Genomic DNA, 18193 nt, shown 5'->3' on the forward strand with positions numbered 1-18193 from the left:
CGTGCGCAACCATGATCAAGCAACAGCTGGACCGCTTTAACCGCCTGGACCTGCTGGGCGGCGCCACCGCCCTGGAAAAACTCGAACGGCTGTCGACGTGGCTGGGCCGCGACGTCTATGTCAAGCGCGACGACACCACGCCGCTGGCCATGGGCGGCAACAAACTGCGCAAGCTTGAATACCTCGCCGCCGATGCCATCGCTCAGGGCGCCGATACGCTCGTGACCGCTGGCGCCATCCAGTCCAACCACGTACGCCAGACCGCCGCGCTGGCCGCCAGGCTCGGCCTGGGCTGCGTTGCCCTGCTGGAAAACCCCACCGGCACCGAGGACCCCAACTACCTCGGCAACGGCAACCGCCTGCTGCTCGATCTGTTCGACGCCAAAGTGGAGCGGGTGGAAAACCTCGATAACGTCGACGACCAACTCAATGCCCTCGCCGACCGCCTGCGCAGCAATGGCAAGAAACCGTACCTGGTGCCCATCGGCGGCTCCAACGCGCTGGGTGCGCTGGGCTATGTCCGGGCCGGCCTGGAACTGGCCGCGCAGATCGACGCCAGCGGCATCGACTTCGCCGCCGTGGTGCTGGCCTCCGGCAGCGCCGGTACCCACAGCGGCCTGGCGCTGGCCTTGAGCGAAGCCTTGCCCAACCTGCCGGTGGTGGGTGTGACCGTCTCGCGCGGCGAGGAGGCCCAGCGCCCGAAAGTGCAGGGCCTGGCCGAACGCACCGCCGAGTTGCTGGGCGTGGCCCTGCCGGACGCGTTCAAGGTGATCCTGTGGGACGAATATTTCGGCCCGCGCTACGGCGAGCCGAATGCGGGCACCTTGTCGGCGATCAAACTTTTGGCCAGCCAGGAAGGTCTGTTGCTGGACCCGGTGTACACCGGCAAGGCCATGGCCGGCTTGCTGGACGGTATCGGACGCCAGCGCTTTGAGGACGGGCCGATTATCTTCCTGCATACCGGCGGGGCACCGGCGCTGTTTGCCTATGACTCCGTATTTAACTGAGTCCATAAGGACAAATGTGAGAGGGGGCTTGCTCCCGATGGCGGTGTATCAGTCACAGATGAGCTGGCTGACACTTTGCTATCGGGAGCAAGCCCCCTCCCACCTTAAAATTTGAATTATTCAAAAATAGAATATCAGGCTAAATTTATATTATTTTCAAGTCTTAAAAACCGGCCTTATAGTCGCGCGCTTTAAGGCAGGATACGAAGGCGGGCGAGATCAAGATCGGCCTGGAAGGCACCTACCCGCCGTTCAGCTTTGTCGATGAAAGCGGCAAGCTCACCGGTTTCGAGGTGGAGCTGTCCGAAGCCCTGGCCAAGGCGCTGGGCGTGAAGGTCAAGCTGCAGGCCACGCCATGGGACGGCATCCTCGCCGCTCTGGAATCCAAACGCCTGGACGCCGTGGTCAATCAGGTGACCCTCTCCGAAGAGCGCAAGAAGAAATACGACTTCTCCCAGCCCTACACCGTCTCCGGTATCCAGGCACTGGTGTTGAAGAAGAACATCGGCGAGATCAAGACCCCCGACGACCTGGCAGGCAAGAAGGTCGGTGTGGGCCTGGGCACCAACTACGAGCAATGGCTCAAGGACAACCACCCCAAAGCCATCATCAAGACTTACAACGATGACCCGACCAAGTTCCAGGACCTGCGCATCGGCCGCATCGATGTGGTCCTGACCGACCGCCTGGCAGCCCTGGAATACGCCAAGAAAGCCCCGGACACCGCCGCTGCCGGCGATGCGTTCTCGCGCCAGGAGTCGGGCATTGCCCTGCGCAAAGGCGAGCCTGAACTGCTCGACGCCGTGAACACTGCCCTCGACAAGCTGCGCGCCGACGGCACCTTGAAAAAGCTGTCCGAGAAGTACTTCAACGCTGGATTCTGTTTGACGAACCCACCTCGGCCCTCGACCCGGAACTGGTGGGTGAAGTACTGGCGACCATTCGCAGCCTCGCCGAAGAAAACCGCACCCTGGTCATCGTCACCCACGAGATGAGCTTTGCCCGCGACGTGGCCAACCGGGTGGTCTTTTTCGACAAGGGCGTGATCGTCGAACAGGGCGAAGCCAAGGCGCTGTTTGCCAACCCCAGGGAAGAACGCACCCGCCAGTTCCTGAGCAAATTCCTCGCCCACTGACACGCTCGGGCAATCCCCTCCCTGCAGCGCGCGGGCTTGTTGTGGCAAGCGGGCTGTCTGTGGCGAGCGGGCTTGCCCCGCGTTGGGGTGCGAAGCGCCCCCACTCCAGCAAAACGCGGTGTACCGGATACGGCTCAGCGCCTGGTTTTGGGGCTGCTGCGCCGCCCAACGCAGGACAAGCCTGCTCGCCACAGGGAATCTGCGCACGGCGTTACTACGCAGAGCGAGGGAGCGATCAATTTGGCCGCTCAATCCTTAATTGGGACACGCCCGCTCGCCACATTGGCGCAGCCTCCCACCCGACAGCGCGTCTACATTCCTCTCGGTAAAACACCGCGCCGCGCCCGCGCAAAAATCCCCCTCCCGGTCAGACCCGTCTGAATCTGCAGCGCCTCGCCGTTTAGCCTTTTGCCTCCATTGACTGCCCCTGGCCAACCCTCTTATCTAACGCCCAGAGGATTGGATCCTATCCCGGCTATTTACTGAATCGTTCCTTTCGGCCCGCTTGCGCACCCGCGCCAATGGCTCGGAACGATCGCTGCTGGCTGCATCAAGGAGATGACTTATGACGCGCACCGCAACCCCGGCCATGCTGACCGCCCCAACCCTGCCCCAGGCCCTTGGAAACGGCATCAATGCCCACGCCGCCGCCCAACTGCAGGTGGATATCGCCCCCTACCCCGGCATGGAGGAAGGTGATCTGATCGAGCTGTTCTGGAACAACTGCTTCGCTGCCTCGCGCCGGGTAACCGCGTGCCGCATCGGCCAGCCCACCCACCTGCGCATTCCGCAAAGCTTCGTGCTCGATGGCCCCGCGCGCGTGCATTACCAGGTCATGCAGATCGGCCACGGCCCGGCGCGCTCGGCCACCACTCAGGTACGCGTCAAGACCGACTGCCCAGGCGGACAGCCGCCCGCCCTGTACAGCGACGAAAACCAAAACCTCGCCCCGGTCGGCCTGCCCGAGCCGATCCGTCGCCAGGGAGTCAACAGCCGCCAGGTGCAACGCGGCATTCCCCTGACCATCGAGCCCTACCCGAACATGAGCAGCGGCGATGAGATCACCCTGCGCTGGGGCGACGTGCGCGTGGACCTGCCGGCAATCACCGCCAAGGGCGTCGGCCTGGCCGTGCAGGTGTGGGTGCCGTCGAGCGTGATTGTCGAGGGCGGCGATGACTGCCGCCTTGAGGTGACCTACTGCGTGCTGGACCGCGTCGGCAACAATTCGCGCTGGGCCCCCACCCGCACCTTGCGCATTGCCCCGCTGCTGCCCACCCGCCCGGCGACGGCCACGCCGGTCTACCAACCGCGTCCGCTCGGCTAACCCTGCAGACGTGGGATCGCCCTTCTATGCATATTCCCAAAAGTTAGTTTATTTAAATATTTAACACGCTTACGGTATATGCACCGGACCACCGGACATTCCTGATTTTTCTGTTTTATTTCATTGAATGCGAGGTCGGTATGATCAAAATTACCCCGGTGCATAACGCCAGGGCAATACGTGCAGCCAAGGAGCGGCGCTAATGTCCAACTTGGCTGCAACCCCCCACCAAAGTGATCTGGACGAAGCGCCGCCGCTGTTGCCGGCCGCCGTGCTGCGCAACGATGCAGAGGCACTGAGCGCCGCCCACACGTTGGCCCAGGCGGCGCGCCAGCACGCCGCCACGCGTGACCAGCAGCGCAAGTTGCCGTGGGCACAGCTCGAGCAGTTCACCCGCAGCGGACTGGGCAGTATTTCCATCCCCCGCGAATACGGCGGCCCCCAGGTGTCCTTCGTGACCCTGGCCGAAGTGTTCGCCATCATCAGCGCGGCCGACCCGGCCCTCGGGCAGATCCCGCAGAACCACTTCGGCATCCTGCACCTGCTGCAGGGCACCGCCACCGAGCGCCAGAAAAAGCAGCTGTTCCAGAGCGTTCTCGACGGCTGGCGCATCGGAAACGGCGGCCCGGAACGCGGCACCCGAAACACCCTTGAACTCAAGGCACGCATCACCGCCAAGGGCGACGGCTACGTGGTCAGCGGGCAGAAGTTCTATTCCACCGGCGCGCTGTTTGCGCACTGGGTCGCGATCAAGGCGCTCAACGATGACGGCAAACAGGTCCTGGCGTTCGTGCGCCGTGGCAGCGAAGGGCTGCGTATCGTCGATGACTGGTCCGGCTTTGGCCAGCGCACCACCGCCAGCGGCACCGTGCTGCTGGACGAGGTGGCAGTCGACGCCGAGCGGGTCATCGACAACTGGCGCATCGGCGAAAGCCCGAATATCCAGGGCGCGGTCTCGCAACTGATCCAGGCCGCCATCGATGCCGGCATCGCCCGGGGTGCGCTCGACGACACCCTCGCCTTCGTGCGCGAACGCTCGCGGCCGTGGATCGACGCCAAGGTCGAACGCGCCAGTGACGACCTGTACGTGATCGCCGATATCGGCAAGCTGAAGATCGAACTGCACGCTGCCGAAGCCCTGCTGCGCAAGGCCGGCCGCGTGCTGGATGACGTCAGCGCCGCACCGATCACCGCGCAGTCCGCGGCACGCGCGTCCATCGCGGTGGCCGAGGCCAAGGTGCTGACCACCGAAGTGGCGTTGCTGGTCAGCGAAAAGCTCTTCGAACTGGCCGGCAGCCGCGCGACGCTGGCCGAATTCAACCTCGACCGCCACTGGCGCAACGCCCGGGTGCACACCCTGCACGACCCGGTGCGCTGGAAGTACCACGCCATCGGCGCCTACCGCTTGAACGGCACCCTGCCGGCTCGCCATTCCTGGATTTGACCATGACCCTTTCCCGTCACGTCGCGGTCATCACCAGCGACGAGCACGCCCTGATTATCGCCAGCGACCTGGCCGAAGACTTTCGCCGCGACAGCGCCCTGCGCGACCGCGAACGCCGCCTGCCGCTGCCCGAGCTGGATGCATTTTCGCGCTCGGGCCTGTGGGGCATCAGCGTGCCCCGCGAGTACGGCGGCGCGGGTGTGTCCAACGTCACCCTGGCCAAGGTCATTGCACTGATCGCCCAGGCCGATGCCTCCCTGGGCCAGATTCCACAAAACCATTTCTACGCGCTGCAAGTGCTGCGCGTAAATGGCAGCCCCGAGCAGCAACAACGCCTGTACGCCGAGGTGCTGGCCGGTCAGCGTTTCGGCAATGCGCTGGCCGAACTGGGCACCAAAACCGCCCATGACCGCGTCACCCGGCTCACCCGCGACGGCGACGGATTCCGTATCACCGGCCGCAAGTTCTACGCCACCGGCGCACTCTACGCCCAGCGCATCCCCACCTCGGTGGTGGATGAACACGGCGTGCAGCAATTGGCCTTTGTGCCGCGCGACAGCCAGGGCCTCAGCGTGATCGACGATTGGAGCGGCTTTGGCCAGCGCACCACCGGCAGCGGCTCGGTGGTGTTCGATAACGTGTGGGTCGCCGCCCGTGACGTCATCCCTTTCCAGAGTGCCTTCGAACGCCCGACCACCGTCGGCCCGCTGGCGCAGATCCTTCACGCCGCCATCGACACCGGCATCGCCCGCGCCGCCTTTGAAGATGCGCTGCACTTTGTGCGCACCAGGACCCGCCCGTGGATCGACGCCGGCAGCGACAAGGCCAGCGAAGACCCACTGACCTTGAAGAGCTTCGGCCACCTAAGCATCCGCCTGCACGCGGCCGAGGCACTGCTTGAACGGGCCGGCGAATTCCTCGACCGCGCCCAGGCCGACAGCAATGCCGAGACCGTCGCCGCCGCCTCCATTGCGGTGGCCGAAGCGCGTGCCCTGAGCACGGAAATTTCCCTCGCCGCCGGCAGCACCCTGTTCGAACTCGCCGGCAGCCAGGCCACCCTGGCCGAGCATGGCCTGGACCGTCACTGGCGCAACGCGCGGGTGCATACCCTGCACGACCCGGTGCGCTGGAAGTATCACGCGGTAGGCAATTACTACCTCAACGATGAAAACCCGCCACTGCGGGGGACCCTCTGATGGCGAAGAAAAAGATCCTGCTCAACGCCTTCAACATGAACTGCATCGGGCATATCAACCACGGCCTGTGGACCCATCCACGGGACACCTCTGCCCAATACAAGACCATCGAATACTGGACCGACCTCGCAAAAATCCTGGAACGCGGTCTGTTCGACGGCTTGTTCATCGCCGACATCGTCGGCGTGTACGACGTGTACCAAAACTCCATCGACGTACCGCTCAAGGAGTCGATCCAGTTGCCGGTCAACGACCCGTTGCTGCTGGTGTCGGCGATGGCGGCGGTCACCCGTAACCTCGGCTTCGGCCTCACCGCCAACCTCACCTACGAGCCGCCGTACCTGTTCGCCCGGCGCATGTCGACGCTGGATCACCTGAGCCGTGGCCGCGTGGGCTGGAACATCGTCACCGGCTACCTCGACAGCGCGGCCAAGGCCATGGGCCTGACTGAGCAGGTCGAGCATGACCGGCGTTACGACCAGGCCGACGAGTACCTGCAGGTGCTCTACAAACTGTGGGAAGGCAGTTGGGAAGACGACGCCGTGCTCAACGATCCGGCGCAACGGATCTACGCGCAGCCGGGCAAGGTGCACAAGGTCGAGCACCACGGCGAGTTCTACCAGGTGGAGGGCTATCACCTGTGCGAGCCCTCGCCGCAGCGCACGCCGGTACTGTTCCAGGCGGGCAGTTCGGACCGGGGGCTGGTCTTTGCCGGACGCCACGCCGAGTGCGTGTTCATCAGCGGCCAGACCAGGGCCGCGACCAAAGTGCAGGTGGACAAGGTGCGCGCCAGTGCGGTGGAGGCCGGGCGCAACCCGGACGACATCAAAGTGTTCATGGGCCTCAACGTGATCGTCGGTGCTACCGAGGAGCTGGCCTGGGCCAAGCACGCCGAGTACCTGAGCTACGCCAGCGCGGAGGCCGGCGTGGCGCATTTCGCCGCGTCCACCGCGATTGACTTTGCCGCGTACGAACTGGACGAACCGATCCAGTACGTGAAGAGCAACGCCATCCAGTCGGCCACCAAAAACCTGCAGAACAACGACTGGACCCGGCGCAAGTTACTGGAGCAGCACGCCCTGGGCGGTCGCTACATCACCCTGGTGGGTTCGCCCGAACAGGTCGCCGATGAGCTGGAATTGTGGATCGGCGAAACCGGGCTGGATGGTTTCAACCTGACGCGCATTGTGACGCCGGAGAGCTATGTGGACTTTATCGACCTGGTGATACCGGAACTGCAAAAGCGCGGTTCGTACAAGACCGAATACGAGACGGGAACGCTGCGCGAAAAAGTGTTCGGCACCGCGCTGCTGCCAGCGCAACACACCGGCTCCACCTACCGTCATTGAATTGGAACTGCGGGAGGGGGCTTGCTCCCGATAGCGGAGTGTCAGTGAACCCATCCTGTGACTGACCCACCGTCATCGGGAGCAAGCCCCCTCCCACAGTGGATCTTTATTGTTTGCACCTGCACTTTATGACTGGAAATCGACCATGAAAAAAACGCTGCTCTCCCCCCCAGTCAAAGCACTGGCCCTGACACTCGGTTTGTTCAGCTCGGCGATATTCGCTGCCGATGCGCCACTGAAAGTCGGCACCACCGCCGCCTTTGCCATTCCCCTGGAAGCCGCCGCTGCCGAAGCCGGCAAGCAGGGCCTGAACGTCGAGCTGGTAGAGTTCACCGACTGGATTGCGCCCAACGTCAGTCTGGCCGCTGGCGATATCGACGTGAACTACTTCCAGCACATCCCTTTCCTGGAAAACGCCAAGGCCGCCGCCGGTTTTGACCTGGTGCCGTACGCGCCAGGGATCATCAACAACGTCGGGCTGTATTCGAAGAAATACAAAAGCATCAACGACCTGCCGCAAGGCGCCAGCGTGGCGATTGCCAACGACCCGATCAACAGCGGCCGTGGCCTGCAACTGCTGGCCAAGGCCGGGCTGATCACCCTCAAGCCGGGCGTAGGCTACAAGGCCACTGAAGAAGACATCGTCAGCAATCCGAAAAAACTCAAGCTCCTGCAAGTGGAAGCCGTGCAGCTGGTGCGTGCCTATGACGACGCCGACCTGGTGCAGGGCTACCCGGCGTATATCCGCCTCTCGAAGACCTTCGATGCCGAGTCGGCGTTGCTGTTCGACGGCCTGGACCACCCGGAATACGTGATCCAGTTCGTGATCCAGCCCAAGAGCAAAACCGACCCACGCGTGATCAGGTTCGTCGACATTTACCAGCACTCGCCGGTGGTGCGCGCCGCCCTGGATAAATCCCTCGGCACGCTCTACCAGGTCGGCTGGGAAGGTAAAAAATGAGCGCTGCCAATGCTCGACTTCGCGACCTGGGCACACCGCCCAGGGGCGCCGAACAGACCCAACTGCACCCTGAACTGAACCGCGCCCATGTGCGATTCATCAACCTGGGCAAGACCTACGACGGCACGGTGCACGCCCTGCACGGCATCGACCTGGCGATCCAGCGCGGTGAAGTGTTCGGCATCATCGGTCGCAGCGGCGCCGGTAAATCCTCGCTGATCCGCACCATCAACCGTCTGGAACAGCCCAGCAGCGGGCGCGTGCTGATCGATCAGGTGGACATCGGCGACTTCGACGAAGACCGTCTGGTGGCGCTGCGCAGGCGCATCGGCATGATCTTCCAGCACTTCAACCTGATGTCGGCCAAGACCGTGTGGCAGAACGTCGAATTGCCACTCAAAGTGGCGGGCATCCCCAGGCCGCAGCGCGAGCAAAAGGTGCGCGAGCTGCTCGAACTGGTGGGTTTGCAGGACAAGCACAAGGCCTACCCGGCACAACTCTCCGGCGGGCAAAAGCAGCGCGTGGGCATCGCCCGTTCGCTGGTGCACGACCCCGAGATCCTGCTGTGCGACGAGGCCACCTCGGCCCTCGATCCGGAAACCACCCAGTCGATCCTCGCCCTGCTGCGTGAGATCAACCGGCGCCTGGGGCTGACCATCGTGCTGATCACCCACGAAATGGCGGTGATCCGCGACATCTGCGACCGCGTGGTGGTGCTCGAACACGGCAAAATCGTCGAGCAAGGCCCGGTGTGGCAGGTGTTTGGCAACCCGCAACATGCGGTGAGCCAGACCCTGCTGGCGCCGTTGCAGCATGACTTGCCGCCGGAGCTGCAAAGCCGCTTGCAGTCGACGCGGGTAGCGGCTGACGCGGCCGTGGTGCTGCGCTTGCAGTTCACCGGCAGCGCCACCGACGAACCGGACCTGGCCGCGCTGTTCAGCGCCCTCGGCGGGCGCGTGCGCTTGCTACAGGGCGGCGTGGAACGCATCCAGGGCCATGCTCTGGGGCAATTGCTGCTGGCGGTGAATGGCTCGGCCCATAGCGCCGAAGAACTGCGCAACCGCGCCGCGAACTGGGCGCAACAGGTGGAGGTGCTGGGCTATGGGGTTTGATCGTTTGGTGCAGGGCGCCATCGACACCTTGTTGATGGTCGGCGTGTCGTCGCTGATCGCCTTGCTGGTGGGCATCCCGCTGGCGGTGTTCCTGGTGACCAGCGACAAGGGCGGCATCTATCAGGCCCCGGCGCTGAACCGCGTGCTGGGGGCGTTCGTCAATCTGTTCCGCTCGATTCCGTTTCTGATCCTGATGGTGGCGCTGATCCCCTTCACCCGCCTTATCGTCGGCACCACTTACGGCGTCTGGGCCGCCGTGGTGCCGCTGACCATCGCCGCCACGCCGTTCTTTGCGCGGATCGCCGAAGTGAGTTTGCGTGAGGTCGATCACGGGTTGATCGAAGCCGCGCAGGCCATGGGTTGCCGGCGCTGGCACATCATCCGGCATGTGCTGTTGCCGGAGGCGCTGCCGGGCATTGTCGGCGGGTTCACGATTACCCTGGTGACGATGATCAACTCATCGGCCATGGCCGGGGCGATTGGCGCCGGTGGCTTGGGCGACATCGCCTACCGCTACGGGTATCAGCGCTTCGACACGCAGATCATGCTGACCGTGATTGTGCTGCTGGTGGTGCTGGTGGCGGTTATTCAGTTGGGTGGGGATCGGTTGGCGCGGGTGCTCAACAAGCGCTGAGAGGCAGCAGCCTGCATCGCTTTTGGGCGATGCAACCACTCGTCGTCACTGTCAATTCTGACAGTAGATTCAATCCCCCTCACAAGCGCTTCATGCTCCTTGCCCGTTGCGCAGCCAGTGTGCGACTCAACCCAGCAAGGTGATGGTTATGACCACTCCAACCGAAATACTCCCCACGCCGCCCTATTCGGTCTATCCCGCCATACGGTTAACCACTACCCCGTACCCGGAAGCCTCGGAGTGGGGCCTGGGCCGGCGCGAGACGGACCCTAATGCGCTGTTTACCTTCGAGAATTGGCAGGCGTCCGTTCCAAATGACAGCTTCGCAATCTACTGGGGCAATTCGCCGATACCTCTGGCTCAGGACATCGTCAAGAACATTGCCAACCGCTATAACCTGCCGATCCCCGGTACAAAAATTCCCGAAGGCGAATTCGAGGTAGTCGGCGAAGTTACACGCGCTGCCAGCGGGCAACTGGCGACCTCATTTCCGCAAAAATATCTGGTCAAGACCCAGCGTCCTGGCGGCCTCACTTTCTGGGCTTCGGAACAGCACCATCGGGGTTTGCACCTCACGATTGAGGGGTTTACGGAAGGTTCGCTCATTAATCAGGCCAATACCAAGGCCGGGCTGTGGTGCCTGATCAAACCGTACGAAAACATCCGCAAGAACGACACCATCACAGTCGCCTATGGCGCATTCACCATCGATCATATTGTCAGCCCCGTCGAGGCTGCGGGGACTGCGCCGATTCGCGTCTTTATCAGCCCGCAGGTGATCCAGCAGGGCAATCAGTTCGGCCCGATCGGCATAGCGTTCATGGTACGAGACGTGGTGAACAACGTCTCCGGGGAGACATACGCGTATTCCAAGCCCTACATTCTGGAGGGTGAGCTGGATCCTACCCTGCTCAAGCCGCCGGTTTTTTCGCTGGACGGTACGAACACTTCCACTGTCAACCTCGATGAAAAAAGCCAGCAACGCTACGAAGCACGGGTCGTTTTGCCTACAGACCCTCTGGGGCCCACTCCCCCTAACCAGATCGTACTGATATTGAAGGCGACGCAAAAAACCCAATCCGGCCAGTCCTCCAAAACCGTGCGCTTGCCTGCCGTTATCGACACGAATATGGGAGTGGAAATTATCGCTATCCCCGGCGACCTCATCGCCTCAATAACGGACGGCACCCTGCAAATATCTTTCGAGTGGCAAGCCGCTGATGGCACGCTGCTGAATCACTCGGGCACCACAGAGGTGAGGGTAAAGGGCACCGCAGACCTGAAACTCCCGGCACCCGCGTTCGAACACAAGCCCGGGCCTCAGACGATCGCCCCTGAAAACTATCCGAAAGGCGCTGTTGTGGCAGTGAAGTATCAGGGAATGAACGCTACCCAGGTGATCCGTCTCAACTGGACCTTTGCCAATGGTTCCGGCGCCGTTGTTCCGGTGCAATCGGGCAACGCCAGCGGTACTGTCCTCTTCGACATCAGCGCGCAACTTATCTCCCAAAGCATGGGCCAGGTTGTCATGTTGAGTTACGAGGTGACGACGAAAAACAAAACATCGGTGTCGGACAGCCAGAAACTGAAGGTTCAGGGTAAAGAGCTCGTCAACGACACCAGTACGTTTAACGACGGTTCCTATGCCGGCTGGGAGCGCGGCCCTGCGGGAGCGGATCCACGAAACCTGAAATTTGTAGGCGAAAGTGGAAAACTGATCTTATTCAACAATACGTTTAATAATAAATCGGCGGGCGTCTTGCTTAAAAAGCGCTTCACGAACCTTCGTGCAGGCAACACCTATGTATTCAGTGTGCAAGTCGGTCGGTGGAGCGAAGATTACGCCTACCCAATTGGTTTTCTGCAAACCAGCCAGGGCGAGAGGACGACGCCACTGACGATTACAACGCAGTACCCCCTCTTTCAGTCGATGTCACTGTCCTTTGTCGCTCAAAGTACCGACATTGAACTCATGTACGTCAGCGACCAGGCAACCGGCGTCGGCAATGATTACGTCTTGCGCAACTTCGTGGTGGAACGGACCTAGCTGTTCAGCGTAACAACGCGTCAATACACATGAACGGAACAGTCGCTGAGGCTGTTCCGTTTTTTATTTATGGCGACGCCGTGGCGTATAGTCACGCTTTTAGCCATCACGCCGAAGCCCAACCGTGAAACTCGCCCCTGACGACCTCGACCAGATCACCTCCACCACCCTTGGCCACTACAACCAGGTGGCCGAGGACTTTCGCGAAGGCACCCGCGACCACGATGTGAGCCAGAACATCGATGCGCTGCTGCGCCATATCCGGGGCGATGCGCCGTTTACCGTGCTGGATTTCGGCTGCGGGCCAGGGCGCGACCTGCGGACATTCACGCGCATGGGCCATGTCGCCGTCGGCCTGGACGGCTCCGAGCGCTTTGCGCAGATGGCCCGTGAAGACAGTGGCTGCGAGGTCTACCAGCAGGATTTCCTCAAGCTCGACCTGCCCGCCGCACGCTTCGATGGAATCTTCGCCAATGCGGTGCTGTTTCATATTCCCAAGCAGGAATTACCGCGCGTACTCAAGCAATTGCAGGGTGCGTTGAAACCGGGCGGCGTGCTGTTCAGTTCCAACCCGCGCGGGGACAACCGTGAAGGCTGGAATGGGCCACGCTATGGTTCCTATCACGACCTGCAGGCGTGGCAATCGTTGCTGACCACAGCCGGCTTTGTGGAACTGGAGCATTACTACCGCCCGGCCGGGCTACCCCGCGATCAGCAACCCTGGCTGGCGAGCGTCTGGCGCAAACCTTAAGACCACCCCCTCCCACATTTTTAACCGCGTTTTTCCTGCTGGTCCTGCTTCGGCTCACGAATCTTGTACCAGGCCACATACAGCGCCGGCAAAAACAGCAGCGTCAGCAGCGTGGCAATGATAATCCCGCCAATCATCGCGTAAGCCATCGGCCCCCAGAACACTTCCCGCGCAATCGGGATCATGCCCAGACTGGCCGCCGCCGCAGTGAGCAGGATTGGCCGGCGCCGGTGCTCGGTGGCTTCCACCACCGCATCCCAAGGGGTGTAGCCGGCCACTTCGTATTCGTGAATCTGCGTCACCAGAATTACCGAGTTGCGGATGATGATGCCGATCAGCGCCAGAATGCCAAGGATCGCCACAAAGCCCATGGGCGTGCCAGTGGGGATCAACGCCAGCACCACGCCGATCAGCCCCAAAGGTGCCACGCTGGCGACCAGGAACATCTTCTGCACGCTGTGCAACTGGATCATCAGGAAGGTCGCCATCAAAAACAGCATCAACGGCACCACGCGGGCAATCGGGCCCTGGGCCTTGCCGCTTTCTTCCACGGTGCCGCCGGTGGCGACCTTGTAGCCCACCGGCAGACCGGCGCTGAATTTGTCGATCTCGGGCTTGAGCTGCTTGACCAGGTCGGTCGGCTGTATCTCATCGCGCACCGACGCCTTGACCGTGATGGTCGGCTTGCGGTCGCGGCGCCACACCAGCGGCTGCTCCAACTCGTAGCGCACGGTGGCGAACGCCAGCAGCGGAATCGAGGTGCCGTTGGGCGTGACAATCTGCAGGTTCTGCAGGGTTTCAGGCGTGCCGCGTTCGGCGTCTTCGGCGCGGCCGACCACGTTGATCAGGTAGATATCGTCATGCACCTGAGTCACCGAGGCACCGCTGACCACGCTGTTCATCAACTGCGCCACGTCTTCCGATGACAACCCCAACTGCCGCGCCTTGTCCTGGGCAATGTCGATGCGCAGCACTTTGCCCGGCTCATTCCAGTCGTAGATGATCTCACCCAGGTGATCGTTCTGGTCAAGCAGGGTCGCCAGTTCGATGGCGTGCTTGCGCACCTGGTCGGTGTCGTTGCCCGATACGCGATACTGCACCGGCCGCCCCACCGGCGGGCCCATTTCCAGCGGCTGCACATAGCTGCCGATGCCGACAAAGTCATCCCGCAGGCGCTTTTGCAGACGCGCGATCAGCGCGCCGCGTTCTTCCAGGCCTTTGCTGACAATCACCAACTGCGCGTAGTACGGGTTTTCGAGTTGTTGATCGAGGGGCAGGTAGAAACGGATCGCGCCTTGCCCGATGTAGGTGCTCCAGCGCGCGATATCCGGGTCGTCCTTGATGATCGCTTCAAGGCGGTCGACGGTCTTGCGGGTTTCGTTGATCGAGGCGTTTTGCGGCAGGTTCAGGTCGACGAGCACTTCCGGGCGGTCCGACGACGGGAAAAACTGGTTCTGCACGAACTGCATGGAAAACACTGACGCCACGAACAGGCCCACCGTGATGCCGATGGCCCACCAGCGATTACGCATCGCCCACAGCATGCCGCTGTTGAAGGCACGGCCGATGCGTCCCGGCTCACCGTTGTGCGGTTTCACATTGGCGCTGAGGATATGCACGCCAATCACCGGTGCAAACAGCACCGCCACCACCCACGACACCAGCATGGCCACGGCAATCACCGCGAACAGCGTGAAGGTGTATTCCCCCGCCGAACTGGCGTTGAGGCCGATGGGCACAAAGCCGGCCACGGTCACCAGCGTACCGGTGAGCATCGGGAAGGCGGTGGAGGTGTAGGCGTAGGTCGCCGCCTGCTCCTTGGTTTCGCCTTTTTCCAGACGCGTGATCATCATTTCCACGGTGATCATCGCGTCGTCCACCAGCAGGCCGAGGGCGATGATCAGCGCGCCCAGGGACACGCGCTGCATGGTGATGCCGCTGTATTCCATGAACACGAACACCAGCGCCAGCACCAGCGGAATCGAACACGCCACCACCAGGCCCGCGCGCATGCCCAGGCTGATGAAGCTCACCACCAGCACGATGATCACCGCTTCGAACAACGCGCTGGTGAAACCGCCGACGGCTTCTTCCACTACCTCCGCCTGGTCGGACACCTTGTGCACGCCCACGCCCACCGGCAGGTCGGCGGTCAGCTCGTCCATGCGCGTGTGCAGCGCCTTGCCGAACGACTGGATATTGCCGCCCTTCTGCATGGCAATCGCCAGACCGATGGCCGGTTTACCGTTGAAACGGAACATCGGCCGCGCGGGATCGACGTAGCCACGGCTGATCTCGGCGATATCGGCCAAACGGTAGAAACGGTCATTGAGGCGCAGGTTGACGTTGGCCAGGTCCTTTTCCGAGGCGAACTGCCCGGAGGTGCGCACGGAAATCCGCTCCGGCCCGGCCTCGATCACCCCGGCGGGGGTCACCGCGTTCTGCGATTGCAGGCTTTGCACCACCTGGCGCTGGTCAACCCCGAGGGCGGCCAGTTTGCGCGTGGAGAAGTTGAGGTAAATGACCTCGTCCTGCTGGCCGATCATCTCGACCTTGCCCAGCCCCGGCACCGCGCGGATTTCGGCGCGCACCTGCTCCACATAGTCGCGCAACTGGCGCATCGACAGACCGTCGCCGGTAAAGGCATACACCGAACCGAACACGTCACCGAACTCGTCGTTGAACGACGGTCCCTGCAAGCCCTGGGGGAAGCTGCCGCGAATGTCGTCGATCTTCTTGCGCACCTGGTACCAGGTGTCCGGAATGTCTTTGGCGCTGGTGGTGTCCTTGAGGAACACGAACACCGTGGATTCGCCCGGTCGCGTGTAGCTTTTCACGTAGTCGAGGGCATCGAGCTCCTCGAGTTTCTTCTCGATGCGGTCGGTGACCTGTTTAAGGGTTTCTTCCTGGGTCGCGCCCGGCCAGCGGGTCTGAATCACCATGGTCTTGATGGTGAACGAAGGGTCTTCCTCACGCCCCAGGTTCATGTATGAGAACACGCCCATCAGCAGCGCGACGAACATCAGGTACCAGACGAAGGACTGATGCTTGAGGGCCCAGTCGGATAAGTTGAAGCTGCGTTTCATCGCGGACTGTCCTTGTCGATTTTGACTTTCTGCCCGGGTTTCAGGCTGTTCACGCCGGCGGTGACAATACGCTCGCCGGGCTTGACCCCGCCCTTGAGCAGGGCGCTGTCGCTGTCACGGCTGAGCACCGTGACGTCGCGCGGCTGCACCGTCTGGCTCTGGGTGTCGAGCAGCCAGATGCGGGTGACGCCGTCGACTTCCTGCAGGGCGCTCAGGGGCAGTTCGATACGCGGCGCAATGGCGCTGCTCAACGTGACGCTGATCGCCGTGCCCAGGCGAAAGGCGGGCGGCGTCTCGGCCAGGGTCAGGCGCGCGCGACGGGTGCGCGTGGCGCTTTGGGCCTGGGGTTCGATCTCGCGCACGATGGCGGTGGTATTGACGCCGGGGTCGAGCTGCCCGGCCACGAGAAACACCACGTCCGCCGGCAGCCGCTCGGCGAGGCCCGCGGGCAGGTCGATCACCGCTTCCTTGACGTCCGGGCGGGCCAGGGTCACCACCTGCTGGCCGGCCGTTACCACCTGACCAGCCTCGGCGTTCCAGGCCGTGACGACACCGGCGTGGTCGGTGCGCAGTTCGGCGTAGTTGAGCTGGTCCCTGGCCTGGTTGACCGAGGCCTGGGCTTGCTCAAGGGTGGCGCGGGTGGTTTTCAGGTCGGTCTGCGCCACGTCCAACTGGGCCTGGGCGCCGACGCCACGGTTGAACAGTTCCTGCTGCCGACGGGCGTTGGCCTGGGCGTTGATGTATTGCGCCTGCACGCGAGCGAGGTCGCCCTGGGCGGCGCGCAGCTGGTTTTGCTGATCGGTGGGGTCGAGCACGGCGAGCAGGGCGCCCTTCTCCACTTCGGCGCCCACGTCCACGGCGCGCCGCGCAATGCGGCCGGGCACGCGAAAGCCGAGGTTGCTTTCATAGCGGGCCTGGATGGTGCCGGCGAAGCGGCCGAGGGTTTCCTGATCTTCCGCCTTCACTTGCATCGACAGCACCGGGCGCACCGGCTCGGGCGGCGCTTCTTCCTTGGAACAGGCCGCCAGCAACAGGCTGGCGGCCAGCAGAGCGGTCAGGCGCTTCATGGCTGCGCTCCTGGCTGGGCGATCTCGACAAGCATGCCGGGATGCAGCAACTGCCCACCCGCCACCACGACTTTTTCGCCGCCCTTGAGGCCGTCGCCGATGATCACTTTACCGGTGAGGTAGCGCGCCACGCTGACCTTGTGCAACTGCGCCTTGCCGTCGCCGTCCACCAGCCATACGGCGGGGTCGTTGATGTCTTTGGTCAGGGCCGACCAGGGCAGCTCGACACTGGGCGCGGCCTTGCCCTTGGCGGTCGCGCTCACCACCGAGCCCAGCTGCATGCCCTTGGGCAGGCTTTGCAGGGCAATTTTGACCTGCACCGTGCCGGTGTTGGCGGCAACTGCCGGGGTGACTTCACGCACTTTGCCCACCGCCTGAATGCTCGGGTTGTCGAGCAGGCTTACGGTGATCGGCGTCTGCGGCGCCGGCTCCACCAGCAGCGATTCATAGACGTTGAACACTGCGTCGCGCTCGCCATCGGTGGCCAGGCTGAAAATCGGCAGGGTGGCCTGCACCACCTGGCCCACCTCCGCCTGGCGCGCGGTGATCACGCCGGGAGCGTCGGCAATCAGCGCCGTGTAGCCCAGCTGTTCGCGGGCGTTGGCCAACTGCGCCTGGGCGGCGGCCAATGCACTTTGGCTGCTGCGCAGGGCAGCCTGGGCCGAATCGTATTCACTGCGGCTGGTGTAGCCCTTGGGCAGCAGTTTTTCCTGGCGCACGAAGGCGGCGGCGGTCTGCTTGACCCGCGCCTGCTCGGCGACCACCTGAGCCTGGGCCGAATCGACATTGGTCTGCAGATCCTTGGGATCGAGCCTGGCCAGCACTTGTTTGGCCGTGACGCGGTCGCCCACATCGACCATGCGCTGGATGATCTTGCCGCCGACGCGAAAGGACAGGTCGGTCTGCACACGGGCCTGGACATCGCCGGTCAGGGTCACCGCTGCGGCGAAATCCGCAGGTGCGACGGTTTGCACAAAGACCCGGGAATGCTGCTTGGGCTCGGCGTTTTCTTCACTACAGCCGCTCAATAGCGCCAGTAGGCCGAATCCGAAAATACAGGTGGAAATACGACCGCCCATG

General features: G+C 62.8%; 13 protein-coding genes and 2 pseudogenes. 12 read left to right on the forward strand and 3 right to left on the reverse strand.

Going from position 1 to position 18193, the window contains the following annotated elements; translation table 11 throughout:
* Positions 1–11: 11 nt before the first annotated feature.
* The 12 genes and pseudogenes from TU79_RS21355 to TU79_RS21410 all read left to right on the forward strand — a co-directional run bounded on the left by TU79_RS21355 (position 12) and on the right by TU79_RS21410 (position 12960).
* Positions 12–1007 carry a D-cysteine desulfhydrase gene (locus TU79_RS21355; RefSeq protein WP_057009860.1) on the forward strand — a complete coding sequence of 332 codons (996 nt, stop codon included), beginning with the start codon at positions 12–14 and terminating at the stop codon, positions 1005–1007.
* Between the two features lie 206 nt (positions 1008–1213).
* Positions 1214–1882 (forward strand): annotated as a pseudogene (gene tcyJ, locus TU79_RS21360) (cystine ABC transporter substrate-binding protein); the annotation flags it as partial.
* Positions 1883–1884: 2 nt separating this feature from the next.
* Positions 1885–2142, forward strand: a pseudogene (locus tag TU79_RS21365) (L-cystine ABC transporter ATP-binding protein YecC); the annotation flags it as partial.
* A gap of 565 nt (positions 2143–2707) precedes the next feature.
* Positions 2708–3466 (forward strand): hypothetical protein, encoded by a 759-nt coding sequence (locus tag TU79_RS21370; RefSeq protein WP_057009861.1) that lies wholly within the window; start codon positions 2708–2710, stop codon positions 3464–3466.
* Between the two features lie 202 nt (positions 3467–3668).
* Positions 3669–4910, forward strand: coding sequence for an SfnB family sulfur acquisition oxidoreductase (locus TU79_RS21375; RefSeq protein WP_057009862.1), 1242 nt, complete (start codon positions 3669–3671; stop codon positions 4908–4910).
* Between the two features lie 2 nt (positions 4911–4912).
* Complete coding sequence (locus TU79_RS21380) at positions 4913–6106, forward strand: SfnB family sulfur acquisition oxidoreductase (protein ID WP_057009863.1); 1194 nt, start codon at positions 4913–4915, stop codon at positions 6104–6106.
* A complete protein-coding gene (locus TU79_RS21385; protein WP_057009864.1) occupies positions 6106–7455 on the forward strand; it encodes an LLM class flavin-dependent oxidoreductase in 1350 nt (449 codons plus the stop codon). The genes TU79_RS21380 and TU79_RS21385 overlap by 1 nt, the downstream gene beginning before the upstream one ends.
* 145 nt (positions 7456–7600) lie before the next feature.
* A complete protein-coding gene (locus TU79_RS21390) occupies positions 7601–8416 on the forward strand; it encodes a MetQ/NlpA family ABC transporter substrate-binding protein (protein WP_057009865.1) in 816 nt (271 codons plus the stop codon).
* On the forward strand, positions 8413–9528 hold the full coding sequence (locus TU79_RS21395) for a methionine ABC transporter ATP-binding protein (RefSeq protein ID WP_057009866.1): 1116 nt from the start codon (positions 8413–8415) through the stop codon (positions 9526–9528). Before TU79_RS21390 ends, TU79_RS21395 begins: the two co-directional genes overlap by 4 nt.
* A complete protein-coding gene (locus TU79_RS21400; RefSeq protein ID WP_057009867.1) occupies positions 9518–10162 on the forward strand; it encodes a methionine ABC transporter permease in 645 nt (214 codons plus the stop codon). The genes TU79_RS21395 and TU79_RS21400 overlap by 11 nt, the downstream gene beginning before the upstream one ends.
* A gap of 148 nt (positions 10163–10310) precedes the next feature.
* Positions 10311–12209 (forward strand): hypothetical protein, encoded by a 1899-nt coding sequence (locus TU79_RS21405; RefSeq protein WP_057009868.1) that lies wholly within the window; start codon positions 10311–10313, stop codon positions 12207–12209.
* 124 nt (positions 12210–12333) lie between these two features.
* Positions 12334–12960: a class I SAM-dependent methyltransferase gene (locus TU79_RS21410; RefSeq protein ID WP_057009869.1), complete on the forward strand. Its 627-nt coding sequence runs from the start codon at positions 12334–12336 to the stop codon at positions 12958–12960.
* Positions 12961–12980: 20 nt separating this feature from the next.
* Here TU79_RS21410 and TU79_RS21415 read toward each other — a convergent pair whose 3' ends face one another.
* The 3 genes from TU79_RS21415 to TU79_RS21425 are packed head-to-tail and all read right to left on the reverse strand — an operon-like array spanning position 12981 to position 18192.
* Entirely contained in the window at positions 12981–16046 is a 3066-nt protein-coding gene (locus tag TU79_RS21415; RefSeq protein WP_057009870.1) for an efflux RND transporter permease subunit, read from the reverse strand.
* Entirely contained in the window at positions 16043–17113 is a 1071-nt protein-coding gene (locus TU79_RS21420) for an efflux RND transporter periplasmic adaptor subunit (RefSeq protein WP_057009871.1), read from the reverse strand. The genes TU79_RS21415 and TU79_RS21420 overlap by 4 nt, the downstream gene beginning before the upstream one ends.
* A complete protein-coding gene (locus TU79_RS21425) occupies positions 17110–18192 on the reverse strand; it encodes an efflux RND transporter periplasmic adaptor subunit (RefSeq protein WP_057009872.1) in 1083 nt (360 codons plus the stop codon). The genes TU79_RS21420 and TU79_RS21425 overlap by 4 nt, the downstream gene beginning before the upstream one ends.
* Between the last annotated feature and the right edge of the window lies 1 nt (position 18193).

This window comes from Pseudomonas trivialis, from assembly GCF_001439805.1.
GTDB lineage: Bacteria > Pseudomonadota > Gammaproteobacteria > Pseudomonadales > Pseudomonadaceae > Aquipseudomonas > Aquipseudomonas trivialis.

Bases quoted from the DNA above. Each gene is read 5' to 3' on its own strand.
- TU79_RS21415 (WP_057009870.1), bottom strand. From the start codon at position 16,046: ATGAAACGCAGCTTCAACTTATCCGACTGGGCCCTCAAGCATCAGTCC.
- TU79_RS21390 (WP_057009865.1), top strand. From the start codon at position 7,601: ATGAAAAAAACGCTGCTCTCCCCCCCAGTCAAAGCACTGGCCCTGACA.
- TU79_RS21400 (WP_057009867.1), top strand. From the start codon at position 9,518: ATGGGGTTTGATCGTTTGGTGCAGGGCGCCATCGACACCTTGTTGATG.
- TU79_RS21405 (WP_057009868.1), top strand. From the start codon at position 10,311: ATGACCACTCCAACCGAAATACTCCCCACGCCGCCCTATTCGGTCTAT.
- TU79_RS21370 (WP_057009861.1), top strand. From the start codon at position 2,708: ATGACGCGCACCGCAACCCCGGCCATGCTGACCGCCCCAACCCTGCCC.
- TU79_RS21385 (WP_057009864.1), top strand. From the start codon at position 6,106: ATGGCGAAGAAAAAGATCCTGCTCAACGCCTTCAACATGAACTGCATC.
- TU79_RS21355 (WP_057009860.1), top strand. From the start codon at position 12: ATGATCAAGCAACAGCTGGACCGCTTTAACCGCCTGGACCTGCTGGGC.
- TU79_RS21395 (WP_057009866.1), top strand. From the start codon at position 8,413: ATGAGCGCTGCCAATGCTCGACTTCGCGACCTGGGCACACCGCCCAGG.
- TU79_RS21420 (WP_057009871.1), bottom strand. From the start codon at position 17,113: ATGAAGCGCCTGACCGCTCTGCTGGCCGCCAGCCTGTTGCTGGCGGCC.
- TU79_RS21380 (WP_057009863.1), top strand. From the start codon at position 4,913: ATGACCCTTTCCCGTCACGTCGCGGTCATCACCAGCGACGAGCACGCC.
- TU79_RS21425 (WP_057009872.1), bottom strand. From the start codon at position 18,192: ATGGGCGGTCGTATTTCCACCTGTATTTTCGGATTCGGCCTACTGGCG.
- TU79_RS21375 (WP_057009862.1), top strand. From the start codon at position 3,669: ATGTCCAACTTGGCTGCAACCCCCCACCAAAGTGATCTGGACGAAGCG.